At 63.0% G+C, this 23,147-nt stretch carries 22 protein-coding genes; 4 read left to right on the forward strand and 18 right to left on the reverse strand.

Translation table 11 applies throughout. The features are described 5' to 3' along the window. Positions 1 to 8: 8 nt before the first annotated feature. Genes JVX98_RS14430 through cysG form a run of 4 tightly spaced genes read right to left on the reverse strand, consistent with a single transcriptional unit; the run spans position 9 to position 3,997 of the window. The gene (locus JVX98_RS14430; RefSeq protein ID WP_205239040.1) at positions 9 to 509 is read right to left on the reverse strand and encodes a DUF934 domain-containing protein; all 501 of its coding nucleotides are present in this window, start codon (positions 507 to 509) and stop codon (positions 9 to 11) included. 17 nt (positions 510 to 526) lie between these two features. After that, complete coding sequence (locus JVX98_RS14435) at positions 527 to 2,197, reverse strand: nitrite/sulfite reductase (RefSeq protein ID WP_205239041.1); 1,671 nt, start codon at positions 2,195 to 2,197, stop codon at positions 527 to 529. Between the two features lie 14 nt (positions 2,198 to 2,211). Continuing rightward, entirely contained in the window at positions 2,212 to 2,526 is a 315-nt protein-coding gene (locus JVX98_RS14440) for a DUF2849 domain-containing protein (RefSeq protein WP_205239042.1), read from the reverse strand. A gap of 10 nt (positions 2,527 to 2,536) precedes the next feature. Continuing rightward, positions 2,537 to 3,997 (reverse strand): siroheme synthase CysG, encoded by a 1,461-nt coding sequence (gene cysG, locus JVX98_RS14445; RefSeq protein WP_205239043.1) that lies wholly within the window; start codon positions 3,995 to 3,997, stop codon positions 2,537 to 2,539. 230 nt (positions 3,998 to 4,227) lie between these two features. Here cysG and JVX98_RS14450 point away from each other — a divergent pair, with 230 nt between their 5' ends. Beyond that, the gene (locus tag JVX98_RS14450; protein WP_192446017.1) at positions 4,228 to 4,815 is read left to right on the forward strand and encodes a deaminase; all 588 of its coding nucleotides are present in this window, start codon (positions 4,228 to 4,230) and stop codon (positions 4,813 to 4,815) included. Positions 4,816 to 4,820: 5 nt separating this feature from the next. Next, entirely contained in the window at positions 4,821 to 5,654 is an 834-nt protein-coding gene (mazG, locus tag JVX98_RS14455; RefSeq protein WP_205239044.1) for a nucleoside triphosphate pyrophosphohydrolase, read from the forward strand. A gap of 81 nt (positions 5,655 to 5,735) precedes the next feature. Here mazG and hflX read toward each other — a convergent pair whose 3' ends face one another. From hflX to dusB, 9 genes are all read right to left on the reverse strand, one after another. Next, positions 5,736 to 7,061 (reverse strand): GTPase HflX, encoded by a 1,326-nt coding sequence (hflX, locus tag JVX98_RS14460; protein WP_205239453.1) that lies wholly within the window; start codon positions 7,059 to 7,061, stop codon positions 5,736 to 5,738. A gap of 78 nt (positions 7,062 to 7,139) precedes the next feature. Further along, positions 7,140 to 7,382, reverse strand: coding sequence for an RNA chaperone Hfq (hfq, locus tag JVX98_RS14465; protein ID WP_003535434.1), 243 nt, complete (start codon positions 7,380 to 7,382; stop codon positions 7,140 to 7,142). A gap of 109 nt (positions 7,383 to 7,491) precedes the next feature. Beyond that, positions 7,492 to 8,355 (reverse strand): D-amino-acid transaminase, encoded by an 864-nt coding sequence (locus tag JVX98_RS14470; protein WP_205239045.1) that lies wholly within the window; start codon positions 8,353 to 8,355, stop codon positions 7,492 to 7,494. A gap of 10 nt (positions 8,356 to 8,365) precedes the next feature. Then, positions 8,366 to 9,742, reverse strand: coding sequence for a Trk system potassium transporter TrkA (gene trkA / locus JVX98_RS14475; protein ID WP_043622072.1), 1,377 nt, complete (start codon positions 9,740 to 9,742; stop codon positions 8,366 to 8,368). A gap of 47 nt (positions 9,743 to 9,789) precedes the next feature. Continuing rightward, entirely contained in the window at positions 9,790 to 11,154 is a 1,365-nt protein-coding gene (gene ntrX, locus JVX98_RS14480; protein WP_060582471.1) for a two-component system response regulator NtrX, read from the reverse strand. Further along, positions 11,144 to 13,414: a PAS domain-containing sensor histidine kinase gene (locus JVX98_RS14485; protein ID WP_205239046.1), complete on the reverse strand. Its 2,271-nt coding sequence runs from the start codon at positions 13,412 to 13,414 to the stop codon at positions 11,144 to 11,146. Before JVX98_RS14485 ends, ntrX begins: the two co-directional genes overlap by 11 nt. Before the next feature lie 221 nt (positions 13,415 to 13,635). Further along, complete coding sequence (gene ntrC, locus JVX98_RS14490; protein ID WP_034795776.1) at positions 13,636 to 15,090, reverse strand: nitrogen regulation protein NR(I); 1,455 nt, start codon at positions 15,088 to 15,090, stop codon at positions 13,636 to 13,638. Next, entirely contained in the window at positions 15,087 to 16,238 is a 1,152-nt protein-coding gene (locus JVX98_RS14495; RefSeq protein WP_192446012.1) for a nitrogen regulation protein NR(II), read from the reverse strand. The genes ntrC and JVX98_RS14495 overlap by 4 nt, the downstream gene beginning before the upstream one ends. Next, a complete protein-coding gene (dusB, locus tag JVX98_RS14500; protein ID WP_205239047.1) occupies positions 16,235 to 17,278 on the reverse strand; it encodes a tRNA dihydrouridine synthase DusB in 1,044 nt (347 codons plus the stop codon). The genes JVX98_RS14495 and dusB overlap by 4 nt, the downstream gene beginning before the upstream one ends. A 148-nt stretch (positions 17,279 to 17,426) precedes the next feature. On the opposite strand from dusB, the gene JVX98_RS14505 reads away from it, so the two are divergent. Both JVX98_RS14505 and JVX98_RS14510 read left to right on the forward strand, forming a co-directional pair. Then, entirely contained in the window at positions 17,427 to 18,632 is a 1,206-nt protein-coding gene (locus JVX98_RS14505; RefSeq protein WP_371826564.1) for a bifunctional 2-C-methyl-D-erythritol 4-phosphate cytidylyltransferase/2-C-methyl-D-erythritol 2,4-cyclodiphosphate synthase, read from the forward strand. After that, a complete protein-coding gene (locus JVX98_RS14510; RefSeq protein WP_205239049.1) occupies positions 18,632 to 19,129 on the forward strand; it encodes a CinA family protein in 498 nt (165 codons plus the stop codon). The genes JVX98_RS14505 and JVX98_RS14510 overlap by 1 nt, the downstream gene beginning before the upstream one ends. On the opposite strand, the gene JVX98_RS14515 is transcribed toward JVX98_RS14510, so the two are convergent. From JVX98_RS14515 to lpdA, 5 genes are all read right to left on the reverse strand, one after another. Continuing rightward, a complete protein-coding gene (locus JVX98_RS14515) occupies positions 19,117 to 19,566 on the reverse strand; it encodes a type II toxin-antitoxin system RatA family toxin (RefSeq protein ID WP_192446008.1) in 450 nt (149 codons plus the stop codon). The genes JVX98_RS14510 and JVX98_RS14515 overlap by 13 nt on opposite strands. Before the next feature lie 9 nt (positions 19,567 to 19,575). Continuing rightward, positions 19,576 to 20,166 (reverse strand): AAA family ATPase, encoded by a 591-nt coding sequence (locus tag JVX98_RS14520; RefSeq protein WP_205239050.1) that lies wholly within the window; start codon positions 20,164 to 20,166, stop codon positions 19,576 to 19,578. 90 nt (positions 20,167 to 20,256) lie between these two features. Beyond that, positions 20,257 to 21,228, reverse strand: coding sequence for a lipoyl synthase (gene lipA / locus JVX98_RS14525; protein ID WP_192446006.1), 972 nt, complete (start codon positions 21,226 to 21,228; stop codon positions 20,257 to 20,259). A 131-nt stretch (positions 21,229 to 21,359) separates the two neighbouring features. Further along, positions 21,360 to 21,611: a GlsB/YeaQ/YmgE family stress response membrane protein gene (locus tag JVX98_RS14530; protein ID WP_192446005.1), complete on the reverse strand. Its 252-nt coding sequence runs from the start codon at positions 21,609 to 21,611 to the stop codon at positions 21,360 to 21,362. 74 nt (positions 21,612 to 21,685) lie between these two features. Next, positions 21,686 to 23,131: a dihydrolipoyl dehydrogenase gene (gene lpdA, locus JVX98_RS14535; protein WP_192446004.1), complete on the reverse strand. Its 1,446-nt coding sequence runs from the start codon at positions 23,129 to 23,131 to the stop codon at positions 21,686 to 21,688. Positions 23,132 to 23,147: the final 16 nt, after the last annotated feature.

Genomic DNA, 23,147 nt, shown 5'->3' on the forward strand with positions numbered 1-23,147 from the left:
ACCCTACCCTATGATACCCGCCGCCAGCTATAGGATTTAGCGTCGGTCGTGGGCTTGGCGGTTGGCTGGTAGTGCACGGCAATGCCCGGCAGGCGTCCTTCTGAAAGACGCTTCAGCGCCGTTGCATTGCTGACAGCGAAGCTTTGGACGCCACAACGCAGCATCAGCGGGATCTGGTCGATCAGCACGTCGCCGACCGCCCTCACCTCGCCGCTAAAGCCGAGACGCGCGCGCAGCAGCGATGCATGGCTGAAGGCACGGCCATCGTTGAACGCCGGGAACGCGACCGCCACCAACGCCAGGCGATCGAGGTGTGGTGCAAGCTTCGTCACGTCGTCGGCCGGCGCGATGACCACACCGAGACCGGTTTCGTCGCTGTCTGCGACCTTGGCAAGGAAGGCGTCGAGACCGACGATCGCCTTCTCGTTCGAGCCTGCCTTGGTTTCCTCCGTCTCGATGATCCAGGGATCATCGCCCACGAAACCGGTTTCCTTCCAGATTTTCATCATGTCTGTTCCTCGGAGCCTCAGGCAGCTTCCTGCGCGCTGCCGTAGAGCGCATCCTTGAAGGGTTGTGGGCCGACGCGGCGATAGGCTTCGAGGAAGGTCTCGTCCCTGTCGCGGCGCAGTCCCAGATAGGTGTCGACGATCGTCTCGACGGCGTCGGTCACCTTTTCGGGCTCGAAGCCGCGGCCGATGATCTCGCCGATCGAGGTGTTCTCGTCGCCGGAGCCGCCAAGCGTGATCTGATAGAGTTCCGCACCCTTCTTTTCAACGCCAAGCAGGCCGATATGGCCGACGTGGTGATGACCGCAGGCATTGATGCAGCCGGAGATCTTGATCTTCAGCTCGCCGATCTCGGCCTGACGCTCCGGCGCACCGAAGCGGGTGGAAATCTCCTGCGCCACCGGGATAGAGCGCGCATTGGCAAGCGCGCAGTAGTCCAGCCCAGGACAGGCGATGATGTCGGTAATCAGCCCGGCATTGGCGGTGGCAAGACCGGACGCGACCAGCGCGCGGTAGACCGGCTCGAGATCGGCCAGCGCCACATGCGGCAGGATCAGGTTCTGCTCGTGGCTGACGCGGATTTCGTCGAAGGCATATTCCTCGGCGATATCGGCAACGGCATCCATCTGCGCGTCACTGGCGTCGCCCGGAATGCCGCCGATCGGCTTCAGCGAGATCGTCACCATGCCGTAGTCCGGGTGCTTGTGCGGCTGCACGTTCTGCTGCACCCAGCGGGAAAATTCCGGATCGGTCTTCTTCCAGCGCGCGAGGCTCTCCCAGCCTTCGGCGCGGCTTTCGAGGGCCGGCGGCGCGAAATAGGCGGAGATCGCCTGGATGTCCGTCTCCGGCAGCTTCAGTTCGGTGTCCTTCAGCGCCGCGAATTCGACCTCGACCTGACGCGAGAGTTCTTCGGCACCGGTTTCGTGCACGAGGATCTTGATGCGGGCCTTGTACTTGTTGTCGCGGCGGCCGTGCAGGTTGTACACGCGCATGATCGCGGTCGTGTAGGAGAGCAGATCCTCTTCCGGCAGGAAGTCGCGGATCTTCTTGGCGATCATCGGCGTGCGGCCCTGGCCACCGCCGACATAGACGGCAAAGCCGATGCGGCCGTTTTCGTCCTTCTTCAGGTGCAGGCCGATGTCGTGAACCTGGATCGCCGCGCGGTCGCGCTCAGCGCCCGTGACGGCGATCTTGAACTTGCGCGGCAGGAACGAGAACTCCGGATGCACGCTCGACCACTGCCTCAGGATTTCGGCGTAAGGCCTTGGATCGGCGACTTCATCGGCCGCTGCACCGGCGAAGTGATCGGCGGTGACGTTGCGAATGCAGTTGCCAGAGGTCTGGAGCGCATGCATCTCGACGCTTGCGAGTTCCTGAAGAATATCCGGCGTGTCCGACAGACGCGGCCAGTTATACTGGATGTTCTGGCGCGTGGTGAAGTGACCGTAGCCGCGGTCATACTTGCGCGCGATATGGGCGAGCATGCGCATCTGGCGACTCGACAGCGTGCCATAGGGAATGGCGACGCGCAGCATATAGGCGTGAAGCTGCAGATAGACGCCGTTCATCAGGCGCAGCGGCTTGAAGGCGTCTTCGGCGAGCTCACCGCTCAGGCGGCGCTCGACCTGATCGCGAAACTGTTCGACGCGGGAGGATACGAAGGCGTGGTCGAATTCATCGTAACGGTACATCGGGTATCGGTTCCTCAGGCAGCGTGTTTCGGGCCGGAAAGGCCATTGTAGCCGGCAGCATACGGGATCGACGGGCCCTCGGCGCGGATGCGCTCGCGCATGCGCAGCGGACGAAGCGTGCCGTTGACCTCTTCGACATCGACGACGTTCGCATCAACAACCTTGTTGTCGTCGAACGCCTGCTTGCCGGTGGCTTCGAGCGCCGTCACGGCCTCGGCATGGCGGGCGATGAAGGCGTCCTGAAGCTGCTCGACCCAGTTGCCCGCGGCATCCAGCCAGACGGAGATGCCGTCCGAAAGTCGATTTGCCGTCAAAACCTTGCTCACCATGACCTCTTCCTCAATTCAAAATCTGTTCGTTGCGCCCGAAGACGTCTTCAACGTTTTTCTTCTCGCCACGCGCTTTGCCTGCGACCAGCGGTTCGGACCGCTCGAAATTGGCACCAGCAACAGCATCGCCGATGATGACCATGACCGGACCTGCTAGCTCGCTGCGGTTTTCGAGATCCGGCAGGTCTTGCAGCGTGCCGTGCAGCAGGCGCCGATCGGCGCGGCTGGCATTCTCGATAACGGCAACCGTCGTTTCCGGCGGAAGGCCTGCCTGCATCAGACGACCGGCGACCGACGCGGCGACGGTGCGCCCCATGTAGACCGCGATCGTCGCTCCGGAGACCGCAAGCCGCGCCCAATCGGGCAGGACTTCACCGGTCAAATCATGGCCGGTGGTGAAGACCAGTGAGGAGGCAACACCGCGCAGCGTCAGCGGCAATTCAAAATCGGCAGCCGCGGCGAAGGCCGAGGTGATGCCCGGAACGATCTCGTAGCTGATGCCGGCTTCGCGCAGCGCCGCCATCTCTTCGCCGGCACGGCCATAGACCAGCGGATCACCGGACTTCAGACGGACGACGCGTTTGCCTTCAGCAGCCAGCGTCACCAGCAACTGGTTGATCTCATCCTGGGACTTCGTGTGACAGCCTTTGCGCTTGCCGACCGACAGGCGCTCGGCATCGCGACGGCCCATATCGACGATCGCCTGCGGCACCAGCGCATCATAAACGATCGCATCGGCTTCCATCATCACGCGCTGGGCGCGAAGCGTCAGCAGGTCTTCAGCGCCCGGACCGGCGCCGACGAGCCAGACGTGGCCTTTCGCCTTCTCAGGCGCATCGAGAAGACGCGACGCCTCGCGGCGGGCGGCAGCCAGATCGCCGCCGGCGACCTTGTCGGCGACCGGGCCCTGGAAAAACCGGCGCCAGAACAGGCGGCGGGCAACGCCACGCGGCACCAGGCGATCGACCGTCTCGCGATAGCTTGCCGCAAGCGACGCGACGACACCGAGCGAGGGGGAAAGCAGCTGATCGATCTGGGCGCGGATCATCTGCGCCAGAACCGGCCCCGCCCCTTCGGTACCGATGGCAACGGCAACCGGAGCACGATTGACGAGCGCCGGTGTGAAGAAATCGCAGAAATCGGGTTGGTCGACGGCATTGGCCGGGATCTTGCGTTCGCGCGCTGCGATGACGATGCGCTGGTCCTCGGCGGCATTGCCGGTCGCGGCAAAAACGAGGATGGCGCCGTCCAACTGCTCGGGAGCGAAGGCGGCGGCGATATGTTCGATACCACGGTCACGAAGGTATTGCGCGAACTCCGCTTCCGGTGCGTCGGCGAAGACCACAATCGACGCTTCCGTGTTGAGCAGCAGCCGCACCTTGGCAAAGGCTTCGTCGCCATTGCCGAAAACCGCCACGCGCTTTTGCGCGACGCGAAAGAATGCGGGGAAAACGGCGAGCTGCTGCGGCATGGCTAGACGGTCGTTCCTTCTACAGGCTGCGGCGAATATCCCTTATGGCGCACGACAATTGAAGGAACAGAAATTTCAATGCCTTTCCAGGCACGTATTGTTTTGCTCGGCGCTGCACCATTTTGAGCAAATATCTCCGAGCCTGTTCAATCGCCGACCTTGGCGCGGCCATTGCGCCGCATGGGCAACGTCCGTTAAATGCGGTCAACGACCTGCCGGAGACCTGTGACATGACAAAACCAGAACTCGCCGAACGGCTTTTGACCGTCATCGAAGAGGATATCCTGCCGCTCACCGAAAAGGGTGTCGCCGCCGGCAACAAGGTCTTCGGCGCGGCGATCCTGCGCAAGTCCGATCTGTCTCTGGTGCTCGCCGAAACCAACAACGAGACGGAAAATCCGCTTTGGCATGGCGAAGTCCATACGCTGAAGCGTTTCTACGAGATGGCGGAAAAGCCGGATACGCGTGATCTCATCTTCCTGTCGACGCACGAGCCCTGCTCCATGTGCCTTTCGGCCATCACCTGGGCCGGCTTCGACAATTTCTATTACTTCTTCAGCCACGAGGACTCGCGCGACGCCTTTGCGATCCCGCACGACCTGAAGATCCTGAAGGAAGTCTTCCGGCTGGAACCAGGTGGTTACGCTCAGGACAACGCCTTCTGGCATTCCGCCTCGATCGCTGCCCTTTCGAAGGACGCCGACGCTGAAACCCGCGATCGGCTCGCCGCCCAGGATGCCCGCATCCGCGCCCGATACCAGAGCCTTTCCGACAGCTACCAGTCGGGCAAGGACGAAAACGCCATTCCGCTGAATTGAGATCCATGGAACCTTCACGCGACATAAAGGGCCTGCTCGACATCATGGCGGCGCTCCGCCAACCTGAAACCGGCTGCCCCTGGGACATCGTCCAGACCTTCGAGACCATCAAGCCCTATACGATCGAAGAGGCCTACGAGGTCGCCGACGCCATCGAGCGCGGCGACATGCACGACCTCTGCGACGAGCTCGGCGACCTGCTGCTGCAGGTGGTCTTCCATGCCCGCATGGCGGAGGAAGCCGGCGACTTCGCCTTTGGCGACGTCGTCGAAGCGGTGACCCGCAAGATGATCCGCCGCCATCCGCATGTCTTTGCCCGCTCCGACGCCGATACGCCCGAGGCGGTGAAGCTGCAATGGGATGAAATCAAGCAGGCCGAGAAGGCCGAGCGGCAGGAAAAGCGTGCCAAGCGTGGCCTCGCGCCTGATGCAGCCGCAAACCATCTGGGCTCGGTGCAGCGCTCATTTCCGGCGCTCGTAGAAGCCCTGAAGCTGCAGGAGCGCGCTGCAAAGGTGGGCTTCGACTGGTCCGAACCGGAACCAATCCTCGACAAGATCGAGGAAGAAATCGGCGAGTTGCGCCAGGCGCTGCGCGAAAAAGACCGCGCCAAGGTCAGCGACGAACTGGGCGACCTGATCTTCGCCGTCGTCAATATCGGCCGCCATGTCGGCACCGATCCGGAGATGGCGCTTCGCGGCACCAACACCAAGTTCCGCCGCCGCTTCGCCCATATCGAGCGCGAGCTCGGCGCGGCCGGCGAGACACTGGATGAGGCAACGCTGGAACGGATGGAAGAGCTCTGGCAGGCGGCGAAGGCGATCGAACGGCAACTGGGCTAGAGCGAGCGGGACGCGCCCTCGCATGCGCCCCGTTACCCTAAGCCAAGGCCGACAGCCGCCGACCCCGCGGCAAGCTATGGCTTACCAGTCTTCCGCGGCCGGCTTCGGCCCATTTCCGAGGCGACGCTCCAGCTCGGAGGCCTCGTTCTCGGTCAGCCTGAGATCAAGGCTCACCCGGCCATCTTCCAGGTCTTCACGACCATCGACGATCGCGTGCTGGTAGACCCAGGGCAGAAGCTGCAGCTGATCGATGCCGAGAACGACCGTGCATTCCGTCAGAACACCGGAAAGACGGCGGCCGATTTCGGCGAGCAGTTCGTCGACACCGTCACCGGTGATCGCGGAAACGGCAACCGTGTTGTTGGACGTCGCCGCCTTGCCGCGCAATGCCTCGCGCGATTCGTCGTCGAGCCTGTCGATCTTGTTCCAAACCTCGATCAGGCGCTCGGAGGCTTCCTTCTCGTCGATGCCGAGATCGGAAAGGATTCTGAGAACATCGCTTGCCTGCGCCTGGTTGTCCGGGTCAGAAAGGTCGCGCACGTGCAGGATCAGATCTGCCTCCAGCACCTCTTCGAGGGTCGCGCGGAACGCGGCAACAAGGTGCGTCGGCAGGTCGGAAATGAAGCCGACAGTGTCGGAGAGGATGACCATGCGGCCATGCGGCAGCTTCAGCCGCCGAAGCGTCGGGTCGAGCGTCGCAAACAGCATGTCCTCGGCGAGAACGCCTGCCCCGGTCATGCGGTTGAACAGCGTCGATTTTCCGGCATTGGTGTAGCCGACGAGAGCGACGATCGGGTGCGGCACCTTCTTGCGCTTGGAGCGATGCAACTGCCGTGTGCGGCGCACCTGCTCCAGCTCGCGCTCGAGCTTGACGATGCGGTCCTGCAGCAAGCGCCGGTCCGCTTCGATCTGGGTTTCACCCGGACCGCCCATGAAGCCGCCACCGCCGCGCTGGCGCTCAAGGTGGGTCCAGCTTCGGACCAGGCGGCCCTTCTGATAGTTGAGGTGCGCGAGATCGACCTGCAGCGTGCCTTCCTTGGTGGAGGCACGGCGGCCGAAGATCTCGAGAATGAGGCCGGTGCGGTCGATGACCTTGGCGTTCCATTCCTTCTCGAGATTGCGCTGCTGCACCGGCGTCAGCGGATGGTCGACGATGACAAGGCCTGCATCGAGCTCGACGAGGATATGGCCGATCTCTTCGATCTTGCCGGTGCCGAGCAAGGTGCCGGGCTTCGGCTGCGCCACCGGAACGATGGCGCCGTGCACGACCTCAAGGTCGATCGCCATGGCGAGGCCGGTCGCCTCTTCGAGACGACTTTCGTCCGAGCGCGTCGTGGTGGTCGAGAGGATCTCTGCGGACTGCCGTCCGGTCTTTTTCAAGACCGGAACGATAACGACCGCGCGCATGTCGTCGCGGAGCTTCTCGAGCTCCGGAATGATCGACGACAATTTTGAATCACGCTTGGTAATGTGCCTAACGTCCCGTCAGGATGCGGCTTCTTCGTTCTCGAACATCTGCAGCGGCTGGCCGGGCATGATGGTCGAGATCGCGTGCTTGTAGACCAGTTGCGAGTGGCCATCGCGACGCAGCAGGACGCAGAAGTTGTCGAACGAGGTCACAACGCCGGTAAGCTTGACGCCGTTGATAAGAAAAATTGTCAATGAAATCTTTTGCTTGCGGACCGTGTTGAGAAAGAGATCCTGCAAGTTTTGAGAACGTTCCGCCATCGCGCCGCTTCTTTCTTATTTGCCGGCGTTTCGCGCCGGTGCATTTTTGTCAAATTCAGCAATCAGAGGCGCCACAAGTACCTTCCCCGACACCTCTTCAGAGTTGGTATCAAATCAATGTCTTTTCCGCAACGCCGAAAAAGGCTTCGCGAATATTCTGTGCTATGCTTCCCGGATGACCATTGCCGATCGGCTTGCCGTCGACCGAAATGACCGGAAAACAGATGCTGGTGGCAGCGGTGATGAAGACTTCGCGCGCCGCGAGCATCTCATCCACCGAGAACGCCCTCTCCTCGATTTTGAGCCCCAGCGGCACCGCCACATCCATCAAGGTGGTGCGGGTGATTCCCTTGAGGATGCCGTGTTCTGCCGGCCGCGTGCGCAGGTTTCCATCACGATCGACGATCCAGACATTGGTCGCCGCCCCCTCCTTCACCGTGCCGTCGGCATCGACGAAGATCGCCTCCTGCGCGCCTTCTTCCTTGGCCTTCTGGCGCGCCAACACGTTGGGCAGAAGCCCGACCGACTTGATGTCCACCCGGTCCCAGCGGTTTTCCGGCACCGTGATCGCCGCAATTCCGTGGGTCGCCTTCCTGGCAATGGCCGCGGCATCGGTGCGTTTCGCCGTCACGACGATGGACGGGCGGGTTTCTGCCGCCGGAAAGACGTGGTCGCGGCGCGCTACGCCGCGCGTGACCTGCATGTAGAACAGGCCGTTCCTTACCCGGTTGCGCCGGACAACTTCGCGGATCACGTGGACGAGCGCCGCCCTAGTCATCGGCCAATCGATGCGCAACTCGCTGAGCGACCGGCCAAGGCGGTCGAGATGACGGGTGAGGTCGACGATATAGCCGTGTCGCACCTCGCAGACCTCGTAGACGCCGTCGGCAAACTGGTAGCCGCGGTCCTCGATATGCACGCCGGCGTCTGCGTTCCGCACGTAGGCGCCGTTGACATAGGCAATTCGGGACATCGTCTCGCCTTTAGAAATACTGGATGCTGACGCGGAACAGCTGCTCGACGTGGCGCACCGCATCCGCGGTGGCGAAGAGCACGACGCGATCCTTCGCCTTGATCCGGGTGGCACCGTCAGGACGGATGAACGTCTTGTCGCGATAGAGCGCGCCGATGCGGATACCGTCGGGAAGTTCGAGATCGCGCAGGGCCTTGCCGACGAGCGGCGAGGTTTCGAGAGCCTCGGCCTCGATGACTTCGGCCATGCCCTTCTGCACTGCGTAGACCGAACGGATGCGGCCCTTGCGGACATGCTGCAGCACGCGCGAGATCGTCACGGCGCGCGGGTTCACATAGGCATCGACGCCGGCGGTCGCAGCGAAATCCTGGTAGGACGGCTCGTTGATGAGGACGAGCGTGGACTTTGCACCCAGGTGCTTCGCCATCATGCTGCCGAGGATGTTGATCTGGTCGTTGTTGGTCAGCGCCACCACGAGATCGGCATCCTGGACATCCGCCTGCGCGAGGATCCGCTGGTCCATGGCCGAGCCGTTGAGCACGACCGTGCTGCTCAGCTTGTCGGCCATCATCACGGCGCGGTCACGATCGCTCTCGATCAGCTTCACCCGCGTGCGCGACTGATGGTCCTCGATCGCCTTGGCAACGAAATATCCGACATTGCCGCCGCCGAAAATGATGATGCGCCGCGCCTCCTGCTCTTCATGCCCGAACAGCGCCAGCGTGCGCCGCGCATGATCCCGATCGCAGACGACATAGGCGATATCGCCCGCCTGCAACTGGTCGTCGGAATGCGGCACGATTACCTTGCCGTTGCGGAAAATGCCGGTGACCGTCGCAAGCAAATCGGGAAACAGTTCGCTCAACTGCTGCAGCGGCGTTCCGACGACGGGGCAATCCTCCAGGCATTCGAACGCGACCATGGCGATGCGGTCGTCGGCGAAACGTACGACGTCGATCGCGCCGGGAAAGGAAATGCGCCGCAACACCAGCCGCCCGACTTCGACTTCGGGCGAAATGGTGACGTCGATCGGCACGTTCTCGCGCGAAAACAGGTTTGCATATTCAGGCGCGAGATAGCTCTGCGCCCGGATTCGCGCGACCTTGGTTGGCACGTTGAAGATCGCGTGCGCCACTTCACAGGCAACGATGTTGACTTCGTCGGACAGCGTCACCGCAATCAGCATGTCGGCCTGGTCGGCACCCGCCTTGGCCAGCACGTCCGGGTGCGCCCCATGGCCGACATAGCCGCGCACGTCGAGGCTCTCGGTAATGTTGGCGATCAGTGCCGCCGACGTATCGATCACCGAAACGTCGTTGTCTTCCTGCGCCAGCCGCTCGGCAATGCCGTAGCCGACCTGCCCCGCGCCACAAATGACTACCTTCATGTCGTTCTTTCACATGCGAGCGCGGGCGGGTTGGCCGGGAATTCCGGTCACACGCCCAGCGACTTCAGCTTCCGATGCAGTGCCGACCGCTCCATGCCGACAAATTCCGCCGTGCGCGAAATGTTGCCGCCGAATCGGTTGATCTGCGCGATCAGATAATCACGTTCGAACATTTCGCGAGCCTCGCGTAACGGCAGCGTCATGATGTGCTGGTCGCCCTGCGCCGAGATCTTCGGCAGCGTGTCGCCCACTTCCGTCGGCAGCATGTCGGCCGAGATCGGCGTATCCGGACCGTCGCTGCGCGCAAGGATCATCAACCGCTCGATGTTGTTGCGAAGCTGGCGGATGTTGCCCGGCCAATCATGCGCCTGAAGCACCGCCAGCGCGTCGTCACCGATCTTGCGCGGACGGATGCCGGCCTGCTCACTGACCTGGCGCATGAACATGTCGACGAGGAACGGAATGTCCTCGCGCCGCTCGGCCAGCGCCGGGACGCGAACCGGAATGACGGCCAGCCGGTGGAAGAGGTCTTCGCGGAACAGGCCCTCGGAGATCATGTTTTCGAGGTTGTAGGCAGTCGACGAGATGATGCGGACGTCGACCTTCACGCGCTTGGTGCCGCCGACACGCTCGAACTGCTGGTCGACGAGCACGCGCAGGATCTTGTTCTGCGTCTCGCGCGGCATCTCGCCAATCTCGTCGAGATAGAGGATGCCGCCATGAGCTTCCTCAAGCGCGCCCGTGCGGCGCGGCTGGCCCGGCGTGCCTTCGGTCCCGAACAGCGCGATTTCCATCCGGTCCGGCGTGATCGCCGCTGCGTTCAGCGCCACGAACGGCCCAGTGGACCGCGTCGACTTGCGGTGGATCATGCGCGCGACCAGTTCCTTGCCGGAACCCGAAGGCCCCTGGATCATGATGCGGCTGTTGGTCGGCGCAACCTTTTCGACCGTTTGGCGAAGCTGCGAGACGGCAACGGACGTGCCGATCAGTTCGACCGGGTCGCCGGACTTCTTCTTCAGTTCCGAGACTTCGCGCTTGAGCTTGGAGTTCTCCAGCGCCCGCTCGGCGATCAGGATCAGGCGGTCCGCCTTGAACGGCTTTTCGATGAAATCATAGGCGCCACGCTTGATGGCGTTGACCGCGGTTTCGATGTTGCCGTGGCCGGAAATCATGACGACCGGCAGATCCGGGTGGCGTCCCTTGATCTCGTCGAGCAGCGCCAGACCGTCGAGGCGGCTTCCCTGCATCCAGATGTCGAGGAAGACCAGCCGCGGCACACGATCGCTGATCGCCGCCAGCGCGCTGTCACTGTCGAAGGCGGTGCGCGTTTCGTGCCCCTCGTCGGACAAGATACCCGACACGATCTCGCGGATATCTTCCTCATCGTCCACAACCAGAATATCAGCGGCCATCGCTCGCACCCTTATCCTTCAAGCTCTCTTCGCCCCCGGTTTCTCCGGCAGGCGGCAGGATCACGCGGATCATCGCCCCGACACCGCCGTCGTATTCGGCTGGCGCGTCGTGCAATTCCAATTGTCCGCCATGGTCCTCAATGATCTTCTTGACGATGGCGAGACCCAGGCCCGTGCCCTTCTCGCGCATCGTCATGTATGGCTCCAAAATACGGTGCCGGTTTTCGGTGGGCAGGCCCTTGCCGTTGTCGATGATATCGACGACGAACAGGCCGGTCGCCGCATCGCTTCGCGCACGCGCCACGATAACAGGCTGGCCGCGGACAGCGTCCGACGGCACCGCCTCGATCGATTCGACGGCATTCTTGACGATGTTGCCGAAGGCCTGGCCGAGCATGCGCTCGTCGAACAGGCCCTCAAGCGGCTCCTCGCCAAAGTCGCGCACGAAGTTGATATGGTTGTTGCCCATTTCGCGCAGGAACACTGCATCCTTCAGGATCGCGCGAAGATCCGCCCGTTCCTTTGTCGGCTTCGGCATGCGCGCGAAGGCCGAGAACTCGTCCACCATGCGGCCGATGTCTTCCACCTGGCGCACGATCGTATCGGTGCACTGATCGAAGACCGCCTTGTCGTCCTGATTGATCTGCTTGCCGTAGCGTCGCTTCAGGCGCTCGGCGGAAAGCTGGATCGGCGTCAGCGGGTTCTTGATCTCGTGCGCGATGCGGCGCGCCACGTCGGCCCAGGCGGTCGAGCGCTGGGCGATGACGAGATCGGTGATGTCGTCGATGGTGATGACGTAGGATTCGTTCGCCTCGCCGCCCTCTTCCCGCGTCACCTGCACGTTCAGCGTGCGCTCGGTTCCGCCGCGCATGACGTTGATCTGCTTGCGGTAATCGTTGCGATGGCGGCCTTCGGCCTCGACCAGGACCTCCTCGATCTCCGGTGCGACCTCCCGCAGGTCAGCACCGAGAAGATCCGGCGCCGCCTTCTTCAGGAAATCCTCGGACGACGGGTTGGCGATGGTGATCTGGCGATCGCGCCCGACACCGATGACGGCCGCAGTCACGCCCGAAAGAACGGCCTCGATGAAGCGGCGGCGGTGGTCGACTTCGTCCTTGGCCTCCAGGATCTGCTCCTGCTGGCTGCGGATCTCCGAAACCATCTTGTTGAAGGTTCGCGAGAGATTACCGACGTCGCCATCGACGGCGCGGACCGGCACGACGACGTCGAGATTACCGGAGGCAACGCTGTCGGCGGCACCGATGAGCTGGCGGATGGGCCGGACAATCCGGTCGGCGACCGCGATGGCGGTCCAGATCGCGGCAAGCAATACGATGAGGGCAAAGCCGATATAGAGCACGCCGAAGGCGACCTGGGTGAAGGTTCGCCCGGCCTCGAGCATCTTGTACTCGGCGGTGTTCTCCTCCATCAGCCGGAGCGAGCGCATGACCTCCGGGTCGACATTGCGAACCGTGTAGAGGAAGGTGCCGGGAATGTCGTCGAGCGGGATGACCGCGCCGACAAGGTTGGTGATGCCCGGCGGAATCAGGGTCGGCTGGCCGGAGACGGAGCTCTTCAATGCATCCGGGGGAATGGCCGGTAGCGGGCGGTCGGTCGAGATGCTGGCCTGCACGATGGGGCTGCCGTCGGCGCGCACAAGAAAGGCGCCCAGCATACCGCGTCCCCGCGCCTGTCGGGTCATCAGCTCGGCAAAGCCCGTACGGTCGAGGCTGTAGAGCTGGCGATTGCGTTCGAGGTCGTTGGCCATCGACACGGTCTGGCCCTGCAGATAGCTCGCATTTTCGAGCACATAGGCCTGCGCGACGTTGATCGAGGAGCGGACGATCGCCTGGGTTCGGAGCGAGAACCAGCGGTCGAGGCCGACATCCAGCGTGATGCTGGCAAAGATCGCGACGAGCACCGCCGGCGTGATCGCGACGATCGAAAACAGCGCGACGATGCGCACGTGCAGGCGTGCAGCTGCGCGCCCCTTGTGGCGGGCGCGCAGGAGACGCAGGATTTCGCGGGCAATCAGATAGATGAGGCCGACGACAAAGAGGCTATTGATCGCCGCGCAGGCGATGACGACATTTCGTTCGAGCTTGATGGGCGTCAGACCGAGAAGCACGAGCAGGGAGACGGTCGCGCAGATCAGCGCGCCGGTTGCCAACATCAGGCCCGGCAGGGCAAAGGACCCACGACGATCCTGCGCCGCCAGTCCCTCATCTGTGCCCAGCGGCAAGGCCATTGCGTCCACCATGAAAAGCGTTCCCCCAACCGTCGCCAGCCGGCGACGGCATCTTTTACTTGCATTCTCGGGTCAAAGGTTGACCTCACCACCCAGCTGGGCTGCCGCGCTGCACCCCCGTCAATCGATTGGGTCAAATCGATTGACCAGGACGGCAACGACGCGCGATTCGGCGGCCGTTATCCGTTCAAGCAACGCATTGTGGCGAAAATGCAACGGTGGGTGTGGCCAAGTCAAGCGCTGCGTGAGCTGCGATAGACCGAAACACCGAGCTCGCGGATCTTCTTGCGCAGCGTGTTGCGGTTGAGGCCGAGCAGATCGGCCGCCTTGATCTGGTTGCCGCGAGTGGCGGTAAGCGCCGCAAGGATCAGCGGATACTCCATTTCCGCCAGCACCCGGTCGTAAAGGCCAGCCGGCGGCAAGGCCTCACCGAAGCTTGCGAAATATTGGCGCATGTTTTCTTCGACCGCCTGCGAAATCGTCAGCGAGCCGGGGCGTGCCGCCGCCTTCTCGATCGGGCTGTCCGGAATCTCGGAGCGAAGCTCGTTTTCGATGATCTCACGGCTGATGACGTCCTGTGGATAAAGTGCCGTCAGGCGCCGCACCAGGTTCTCCAGCTCGCGCACGTTGCCCGGCCAGGGATGCGCCTTCATCAGTTCCAGCGCCTCATGGTCGAAGCGCTTGACGTCCAAGCCCTCCTTCTCGGCCTGCTGGACGAAATGGCGCACGAGGTCCGGAATGTCCTCGGCACGGTCGCGCAGGGGCGGCAGCCGAAGCGGCACCACGTTCAGGCGATAATAGAGGTCTTCACGAAAAAGGCCCTGATTGATCGACTGCTTCAGGTCCTTATTGGTTGCCGCGACGATGCGCACATCGGAGCGGATCGGCGTGCGTCCGCCGACGGTCGTATATTCCCCCTGCTGCAGCACGCGCAAAAGACGCGTCTGCGCATCCATCGGCATGTCGCCGATCTCGTCGAGGAAGAGCGTCCCGCCCTCAGCCTGCTCGAAGCGACCGGTCGAGCGCATCTGCGCGCCGGTGAAGGCACCCTTCTCGTGGCCGAAGAGCTCCGATTCGATCAGGTCGCGCGGGATCGCCGCCATGTTGATCGCGACGAACGGGCCGTTGCGGCGCTTGCCATAATCATGCAGCGCGCGGGCGACCAGCTCCTTGCCGGTGCCGGACTCGCCGGTGATCATCAGCGTCAGATCGGTCTGCATCAGGCGCGCGAGCACCCGGTAAATTTCCTGCATCGCCGCCGAACGACCGACCAGCGGCATACCGTCCTGGGTATCGTCGTCGAGCTTTGCCGGCCGGCGCTTCGGCTCCGACAGCGCCCGGCCGATGATGCCGATCAGTTCAGTCAGATCGAAGGGCTTCGGCAGATAGTCGTAGGCCCCCTTCTCCGACGCCTTGATCGCCGTCATGAACGTGTTCTGGGCGCTCATGACCAGCACCGGCAGGTCGGGACGCGCCTTCTTGATGCGCGGCAGAAGATCGAAGGCGTTCTCGTCCGGCATTACCACGTCGGTCACGACCAGGTCGCCATCGCCCGCCGCAATCCAGCGCCACAGCGTCGCCGCGTTGGAGGTGATGCGGACATCGTAGCCGGCGCGGCTCAGCGCCTGGTTCAGCACGGTGCGAATGGCGGCGTCGTCATCCGCGACGAGGATCGTGGCACCGGTCATGCAAGGTTTCCTTTTGTCATCGGCATGTCGTCGTCATCCGCGGCCTGGCCCTTGGAGGCAGGCATCAGCACGCGGAAGGTGGTGCGGTTCTGCTGGCTGTCGCATTCGACGATCCCGCCATGGCCGCCGATGATCTTGGCAACCAGAGCGAGACCCAGGCCTGAACCATTGGTCTTGGTGGTGATGAAGGGGTCAAACAAGAGCGGCAGCAGGTCCTGAGGGACGCCTGGGCCATTGTCGTGCACGCAGAATTCCAGCGGCAGCGAGATCTTCTCGCGCGTCCCGGCAACCGACAGGCGAATGCCCGGCCGGTAGGCGGTCGTCAGCAGGATTTCGCCGTCGTGGCGCTCGCCGATCGCTTCGGCCGCGTTCTTGATCAGGTTCAGGAACACCTGAACCAGCTGATCACGGTTGGCATAGACCGGCGGCAGCGACGGATCGTAGTGCTCGGCGAACTTGATGTGGCGGGCAAACCCCGCCTTCGCGATCGCCTTCACGTGGTCGAGCACCGAATGGATGTTGAGCGGTACGCGATCGACGGGGCGTTCGTCGGAAAACACCTCCATGCGATCGACCAGCGAAACGATGCGGTCGGTCTCGTCGCAGATCAGCCGCGTCAGAGCGCGGTCTTCGTCGTTCGCCGAAGCCTCCAGCAGCTGCGCCGCACCGCGAATGCCCGAGAGCGGGTTCTTGATTTCATGCGCCAGCATCGAGGCAAGACCGGTGACCGAACGGGCAGCGCCGCGATGCGTCAGCTGCCGGTCGATCTTGTCTGCCATCGAGCGCTCCTGGAAGACGACGACGACCGCACCCGGCTCAGACAGCACCGGGGCGACATAGAGGTCGACCAGCTTGTCGGCGCCAAGGCGCGGCGAACTCAGGTCGACGCGATACTCGTTGACCGGCGCCTTGCGCTCGCGCACCTGCTCGATCAGCGTCAGCAGCGGGCTACCAAAGGGAATGAAGGCACTGATGTCGTGGCGCGCCAGGTGGTTGGCGCTGGCGCCGAAAAACGATTCGGCCTCCCAGTTGGCAAAGGCGACGAGCCCCTTGGCATCGACCATGATCACCGGGTTCTGGATGGCGTTCAATACCGCCATCGACAGGCCGTTGGCGACGGCATCCGGCATGCTCGGTTTCTCGGTCATGCCGCAATTCCTTCCGCGACCGCCTCGCCTTCCGGTTTGCCCGGGTCGGCATCGAGCATCGCCGCGCGAGCCCTGTCGCGGACGAAACGAGCATCGGTCGATGTCAGGATTGCCGCCTTTTCACTCCCCGCCATGTCAGGGGCGGCTCGATCGAGGTACCATGCAACATGCTTACGGGCATGCCGAAGGCCGACCTCGACGCCATAGAATTCGAGCATCATTTCGTAGTGCTCCGCAAAGATATCGGCGACCTCCGCCGGCGATGGATGCTTCACGGCGCCAGCAAGGAGGCCGACGTGCCACGGGCGCCCTTGGGAGGAACGGCCGGCCATGACGGCGTCCGCGCCCGATCGGCGAAGGGTCTCCTCGGCGTCGGCAACCGTCTCCACGTCACCATTGGCGACCAGCGGCGCGGTAACGACCTCGCGAACCAGCCGGATCGCATCCCAATCCGCCTTGCCGTTGTAGAACTGCATGCGCGTGCGACCGTGCACGGTGATCGCCTTCACGCCTGCCTCTTGCGCCCGCTTGGCAATCAGCGGCGCGTTGATCGAGTTTTCGTCCCATCCAAGCCGCATTTTCAGCGTCACCGGCACATCGACGGCGTTGACGGTCGCCTCGACCAGCGACAAAGCATGATCGGGGTCGCGCATCAGGGCCGATCCGGAATAACCGCCCGTCACTTTCTTTGCCGGGCAGCCCATATTGATGTCGATGATGTCGGCGCCATTGTCGGCGGCGATCTTCGCCGCCTCCGCCATCCAATGCGCCTCGCGGCCCGCAAGCTGGACGATATGCGGCTTGATCCCGGAGTTCTTCAGCCGCGCCCAGGATTCCTGGGCATTACCGACCAGTTCACGGCTCGCCACCATTTCGGTGACGACGAAACCCGCGCCGAAGCGCCAGGCAAGCCGCCGGAATGGTAGGTCGGTGACGCCGGACATCGGCGCGAGCGCAACCCGGTTGCGGATTTCGATGGATCCGATGCGAAGCGGAGACGAAAGAGCCGGAATTGGCAAATGCATATCTTTCAGGCACATGTTGTTCCTGCACTATTTTTAGACATTGTTCTCGGACTTGCCAAGCGATTTCGGCGCGGCGCGCAAAATTCTAAGCTCGGCTGGCAAAGCACGACCCTTCGCGGTACATCACGGCGAAGATCGGCGAATGCGGGACCTCATACAGAAAATGCAGCCTCAAGAACAGCTCAAGTGCGGCGTCGTTATCGTTGCGGCAGGACGCGGCGAACGCGCCGGACAATCGGCCGAGGGTCCGAAGCAATACCGAACCATCGGCGACCGCCCCGTTATCGCCCATACGCTTGACACTTTCGCGACATGGCCGGACGGCGGCCCGATCGTCGTCGTCATCCATCCAGACGACGAGGCGCTGTTTGACGCTGCACGCAAGCGCTCCGCGGCCAACGACGTAATCATCGTCCACGGCGGCGCGACCCGGCAAATATCGGTGCTCGCCGGCCTTGAGGCCCTGGCCGACATCGGCGCGCGCCGCGTGATGATCCACGACGCGGTGCGCCCCTTTGCCGATCACGCACTGCTGTCGCGCTGCGCTGCGGCACTGAGTGAGGACGTCAAGGCCGTGCTGCCGGCAGTCGCCGTTGCAGACACGCTGAAGCGTGCCGGCAAGGATGGCATGGTCACGGAAACCGTGCCCCGCGACGGCCTTTATGGTGCGCAGACGCCGCAGACCTTCGATCTCCAGGCCATTCTTGCCGCCCACCGGGATGCGGCAAGAAGCGGCCGCACGGATTTCACCGACGACGCGTCGATCGCCGAATGGGCCGGCCTCAAGGTCGTGCTCGTCGAAGGCGCCGTCGACAATGTCAAGCTTACGCTGAAAAGGGATATCGCCATGGCCGACGAGAAACTCAAGCGCATTGCCCTGCCCGATGTGCGCACGGGCAACGGCTACGACGTGCACCAGCTCGTCGAGGGCGACGGTGTCACGCTCTGCGGCGTCTTCATTGCGCACACCAAGAAACTCTCCGGCCATTCCGATGCCGACGTGGCGCTGCATGCGCTCACCGATGCGCTGCTGGCCACCTGCGGCGCCGGCGACATTGGCGATCATTTCCCACCGTCGGAGCCGCAATGGAAAGGCGCGCCGTCGCGCATCTTCCTGGAACATGCGGCAAAGATCGTGCGCGAGCGCGGCGGCGTCATCACCAACGCCGATGTTTCGCTGATCGCGGAGGCGCCGAAGGTCGGTCCGCACCGCCAGACGATGCGGGAGAACCTTGCCGACATGCTGGACATTTCGCTCGACCGCTGCTCGGTCAAGGCGACCACCAACGAACGTCTCGGCTTCGTCGGGCGCGATGAAGGCATCGCGGCGATCGCAACGGCCACCGTCATCTATGGGACCCTCACCTGATGTGGCCCGCCGATATCGAAGTCCAGGCCGGGCAGATCATCGCTGCGTTCAGCGTGAAGGGCTTCAAGGTCGCGACGGCTGAATCGTGCACCGGCGGCCTGATCGCCGGCGCGCTCACCGAAATATCCGGCTCGTCCGCCGTCGTCGATCGTGGCTTCGTCACCTATTCCAACGAGGCGAAGGTCGCAATGCTCGGCGTCGAGGCGGCAACGCTCGCCGCCCATGGCGCCGTCGCGCGACAGACGGCTGTCGAGATGGCCGAGGGTGCCGTTCAGCATTCTGCGGCCGATTTCGCAGTGGCCGTCACGGGCATTGCCGGACCGAGCGGCGGGTCGGCTGACAAGCCGGTCGGGCTGGTGCATCTGGCCGCAGCCGGCCGAAACGGCGGGCTGCTGCACCGGGAGATGCGCTACGGCGATATCGGCCGCAGCAACGTCAGGCTTGCGACGGTGCGCACCGCGCTCGAGATGCTGATGCAGATCGCTCAGGCCGAATAGATGCTGTCGGCGCGCTTTTCGAAGGCGTCGGAAAACATGCGAAACGCGCGATCGAACATCGAGCCCATCAGCGCGCCGAGAATGCGGCTCTTGAATTCGTAGTCGATGTCGAAATGCACGACCGACTGCCCCTCGCCCGAGGGCTCGAAGCGCCAGCGGTTGTCGAGATATTTGAACGGCCCGTCGATGTACTTCACATCGATGGTGCGCTCGGCCTTGTTCAACAGCACCTGCGTCGTGAAGGTCTCTCGGATCGCCTTGTAACCGACGGTCATGTCGGCAAGCAGCAGCATCTTGCCGTCACGTTCCTTGCGGGAACGTACTTTCAGCGCCTCACAGAGCGGCAGAAACTGCGGATACTTTTCGACGTCGGCAACGAGATCGAACATCTGGTCTGCGGTGTGCTTGACGACGTGGTTGGTTTCGAAATGCGGCATAAAGGGGAGTTAAGCGGGAGAACCGAGAAGATCAAGGAGCCTGCGTATCTGGCGGCGCGATTTCAGCTGCAGAACCGGCACGTCGGGGCCGTGCTTTGCCAGACCTGCGACGATGTGCGGCGTAAATTTCTGCTCGAACGTCCAGATGAATTGAAGGAAATCCCAATCGACCTTTTCGATGCACCCCGGCGCCATCTCCGGGCGGGTGCGGCCGAAGTGTTTCAGCCAGCGGGTAACGACGCCACGTATGCAGACAAGCCGCGGCATGCGCACCCAGATCACGATGTCGCTTCTTGGCACCCGGATATCGAATGAGGACGGACTGGTGCCATCCATGACCCAGCGATCGGCGGCGATCCTCTCGACAATGCGCTGGCGCTGCTCCGCCCGGTCACGCTCGGCCCAACCCGGCAACCAGCGGATATCGCGATCGATCGAAATATAAGCTAGCTGGAACTGACGGGCGAGCTTCAGTGAAAGCGTCGACTTGCCGCCGCCGGAGCACCCGACAACGAGGATACGCCTGGCACTGCGAATATGGTCGGCGGCAACGGCATCGTCGACATAGTTGACGCTTGCCGGTTTTGACGGCTGGTTCATGGAGACTCCCGCGGAATTCGGGAAGAACGAAACCCAATGTGAAACTCCGGCGCGGGGCCGGAGTTTCGGTATCTTTTGAAAGCCGGGCTATCAGCCTGCCACGGCCGCCAGCTTCTTCTCGCGAGCCGCGCGCAGGCGGGCGAAGTCGTCGCCGGCGTGGTGCGAGGAGCGCGTCAGCGGGCTCGACGACACCATCAGGAAGCCCTTGGTGTAGGCGACGGTCTCGTAGGACTTGAACTCCTCGGGCGTCACGAACGCTTCGACCTTGTGGTGCTTGCGGGTCGGCTGCAGGTACTGGCCGATCGTCAGGAAGTCGACGTCAGCGGTTCTCAGGTCATCCATCAGCTGCAGCACTTCGTTGCGCTCTTCACCGAGGCCAACCATGATGCCTGACTTGGTGAACATGGTCGGGTCCAGTTCCTTCACGCGCTGCAGCAGTCGGACGGAGTGGAAGTAGCGTGCACCCGGACGGACCGTCAGGTAGTTGCCCGGTACGGTTTCCATATTGTGGTTGAAGACGTCGGGCTTGGCAGCAACGACACGCTCGAGCGCGCCCGGCTTCTTCAGGAAGTCCGGCGTCAGGATCTCGATGGTCGTCGAAGGCGATGCTTCGCGGATCGCCCAGATCACCTTCTCGAAGTGCTCGGCGCCACCATCTTCCAGGTCGTCGCGGTCGACCGAGGTGATGACCACGTGGCTGAGGCCCATCTGCTTGACGGCCTTGGCGATGTTCGCCGGCTCTTCCATGTCCAGCGCATTCGGCTTGCCGGTCGCGACGTTGCAGAAAGCGCAGGCGCGGGTACAGATCTCACCCATGATCATGAAGGTGGCGTGCTTCTTGTCCCAGCACTCGCCGATGTTCGGGCAGCCGGCTTCTTCGCACACGGTCACGAGCTTATGCGACCGCACCAGCTCGCGGGTCTCCATATAGCCCTTGGACATCGGCGCCTTGACGCGGATCCACTCCGGCTTGCGCATCACTTCCGTGTCGGGCTTGTGCGCCTTTTCCGGATGGCGGACGCGTTGCGCCCGGTCAGAGACGGCATCGAATACCGTTACCATACTGTCTTCCTCGTCGCGGCGGGGCCGGCATCAGGCCGGGTGACCCATTTTCGCTCTATATAGACGGCCCGATGGCAAATGTCAGGCCGTCTTCATATCACGCCCGACGGAAGCGCAGATGGCCCGGCAGGCTATCGTTTGACGGCGCGACCAACGGCGATCAGCAGGCAGGCGCCGATGAAGCCGATGACCAGATAGGCAACCCAGCCGCCAAAGGTCATGCCGAAGGCCGCCAGGATAAAGTTCAGCACCACCGCGCCGATGATGCCGAGCAGTATGTTCATGAACAGCCCCATGTCGCTGTTCATGAACCTCTCTGCGAGCCACCCGGCCAAACCGCCGATGATGATCGCAGCCAGAATACCGACGCCGTTCACGCTCATTGTTATCTCCGTGCATTGAAAACGAGGCAGTAATCAATGCCGAAGCCGCGTGAAAAGTTCCGTCGCTACACCCTTTAGGCGTTGAGCGCGCGGCCGTAGGCGTCGAGCACGCTTTCCTTCATCGTCTCCGAGATCGTCGGATGCGGGAAGATGGTGTGCATCAGGTCTTCCTCGGTCGTCTCGAGGTTCATCGCGACGACAAAACCCTGGATCAGTTCGGTGACTTCGGCACCGACCATGTGGGCGCCGAGCAGCTCGCCGGTCTTTTTGTCGAAGATCGTCTTGACCAGGCCCTGGTCCTCGCCGAGCGCAATCGCCTTGCCGTTGGCAACGAAGGGGAAGCGGCCGACGCGAATGTCGCGGCCGAGTTCCTTGGCCTTAGCTTCCGTCAGACCGACCGAAGCGACCTGCGGGTGGCAATAGGTGCAGCCCGGGATCTTCAGCTTGTCCATCGGGTGCACGTTCGGCAGGCCGGCGATCTTCTCGACGCAGATGACGGCTTCGTGCTCGGCCTTGTGGGCGAGCATCGGCGGGCCGGCAACGTCACCGATCGCGTAGACGCCGGGAACGTTGGTCTTGCCGTAGCCGTCGATGACGATGCAGCCGCGGTCGGTCTTCACGCCGAGCGTTTCGAGGCCGAGGTTCTCGATGTTGCCCTGGACGCCGACGGCCGAGATCATGCGATCGGCGGTGATCTTTTCGACCTTGCCATCCTTCATCTCGACATGGGCGGTGATCGAGTTGGCAGCCTTCTCGACCTTCGTCACCTTGGCCTGGAGATGGATCTTCATGCCCTGCTTTTCGAACTGCTTCTTGGCAATGCCCGAGATCTCGGCGTCTTCGACCGGCATGACGTTCGGCATGACTTCGACGACCGTCACGTCGACACCCATGGTGCGGTAGAACGAGGCGAACTCGATACCGATCGCGCCCGAGCCCATGACCAGCAGCGATTTCGGCATTTCCTCGGGCTTCATCGCCTCGAAATAGGTCCAGATCAGCTTGCCATCGGGCTCGATGCCCGGCAGCGCGCGCGGACGGGCGCCGGTGGCAATGATGATGTGCTTGGCGGTGTAGGTGCCCTCACCCTTGGTGTTCTTCGGCTGCGGCGCCTGCGGCTGGACGACGGGCTTCGTCGACTTGCCGACGACGATCTCGCCCGGCTTCGTCAGCTTGGCTTCGCCCCAGATCACGTCGACCTTATTCTTCTTCATCAGGAAGCCGACGCCGCCGTTCATGCGCTCGGCAATGCCGCGCGAGCGGGCGACGATCGCCTTCAGATCCGGCGTCACCGTGCCCTCGATCTTGATGCCATAGCTGCCCGGATGCTGGGCATAATGAAGAACCTCAGCGGAGCGCAGCAGCGCCTTGGTCGGGATGCAGCCCCAGTTGGAGCAGATGCCGGCCAGATGCTCGCGCTCGACGACCGCGGTCTTGAGACCCAACTGTGCCGCACGAATGGCGGCGATATAGCCCCCCGGACCCGAACCGATGACGATGACGTCGTAATTCTCAGCCATGTGTTTCCTGCCTTTG

Source organism: Ensifer sp. PDNC004, from assembly GCF_016919405.1.
Classification (GTDB): Bacteria; Pseudomonadota; Alphaproteobacteria; order Rhizobiales; family Rhizobiaceae; genus Ensifer.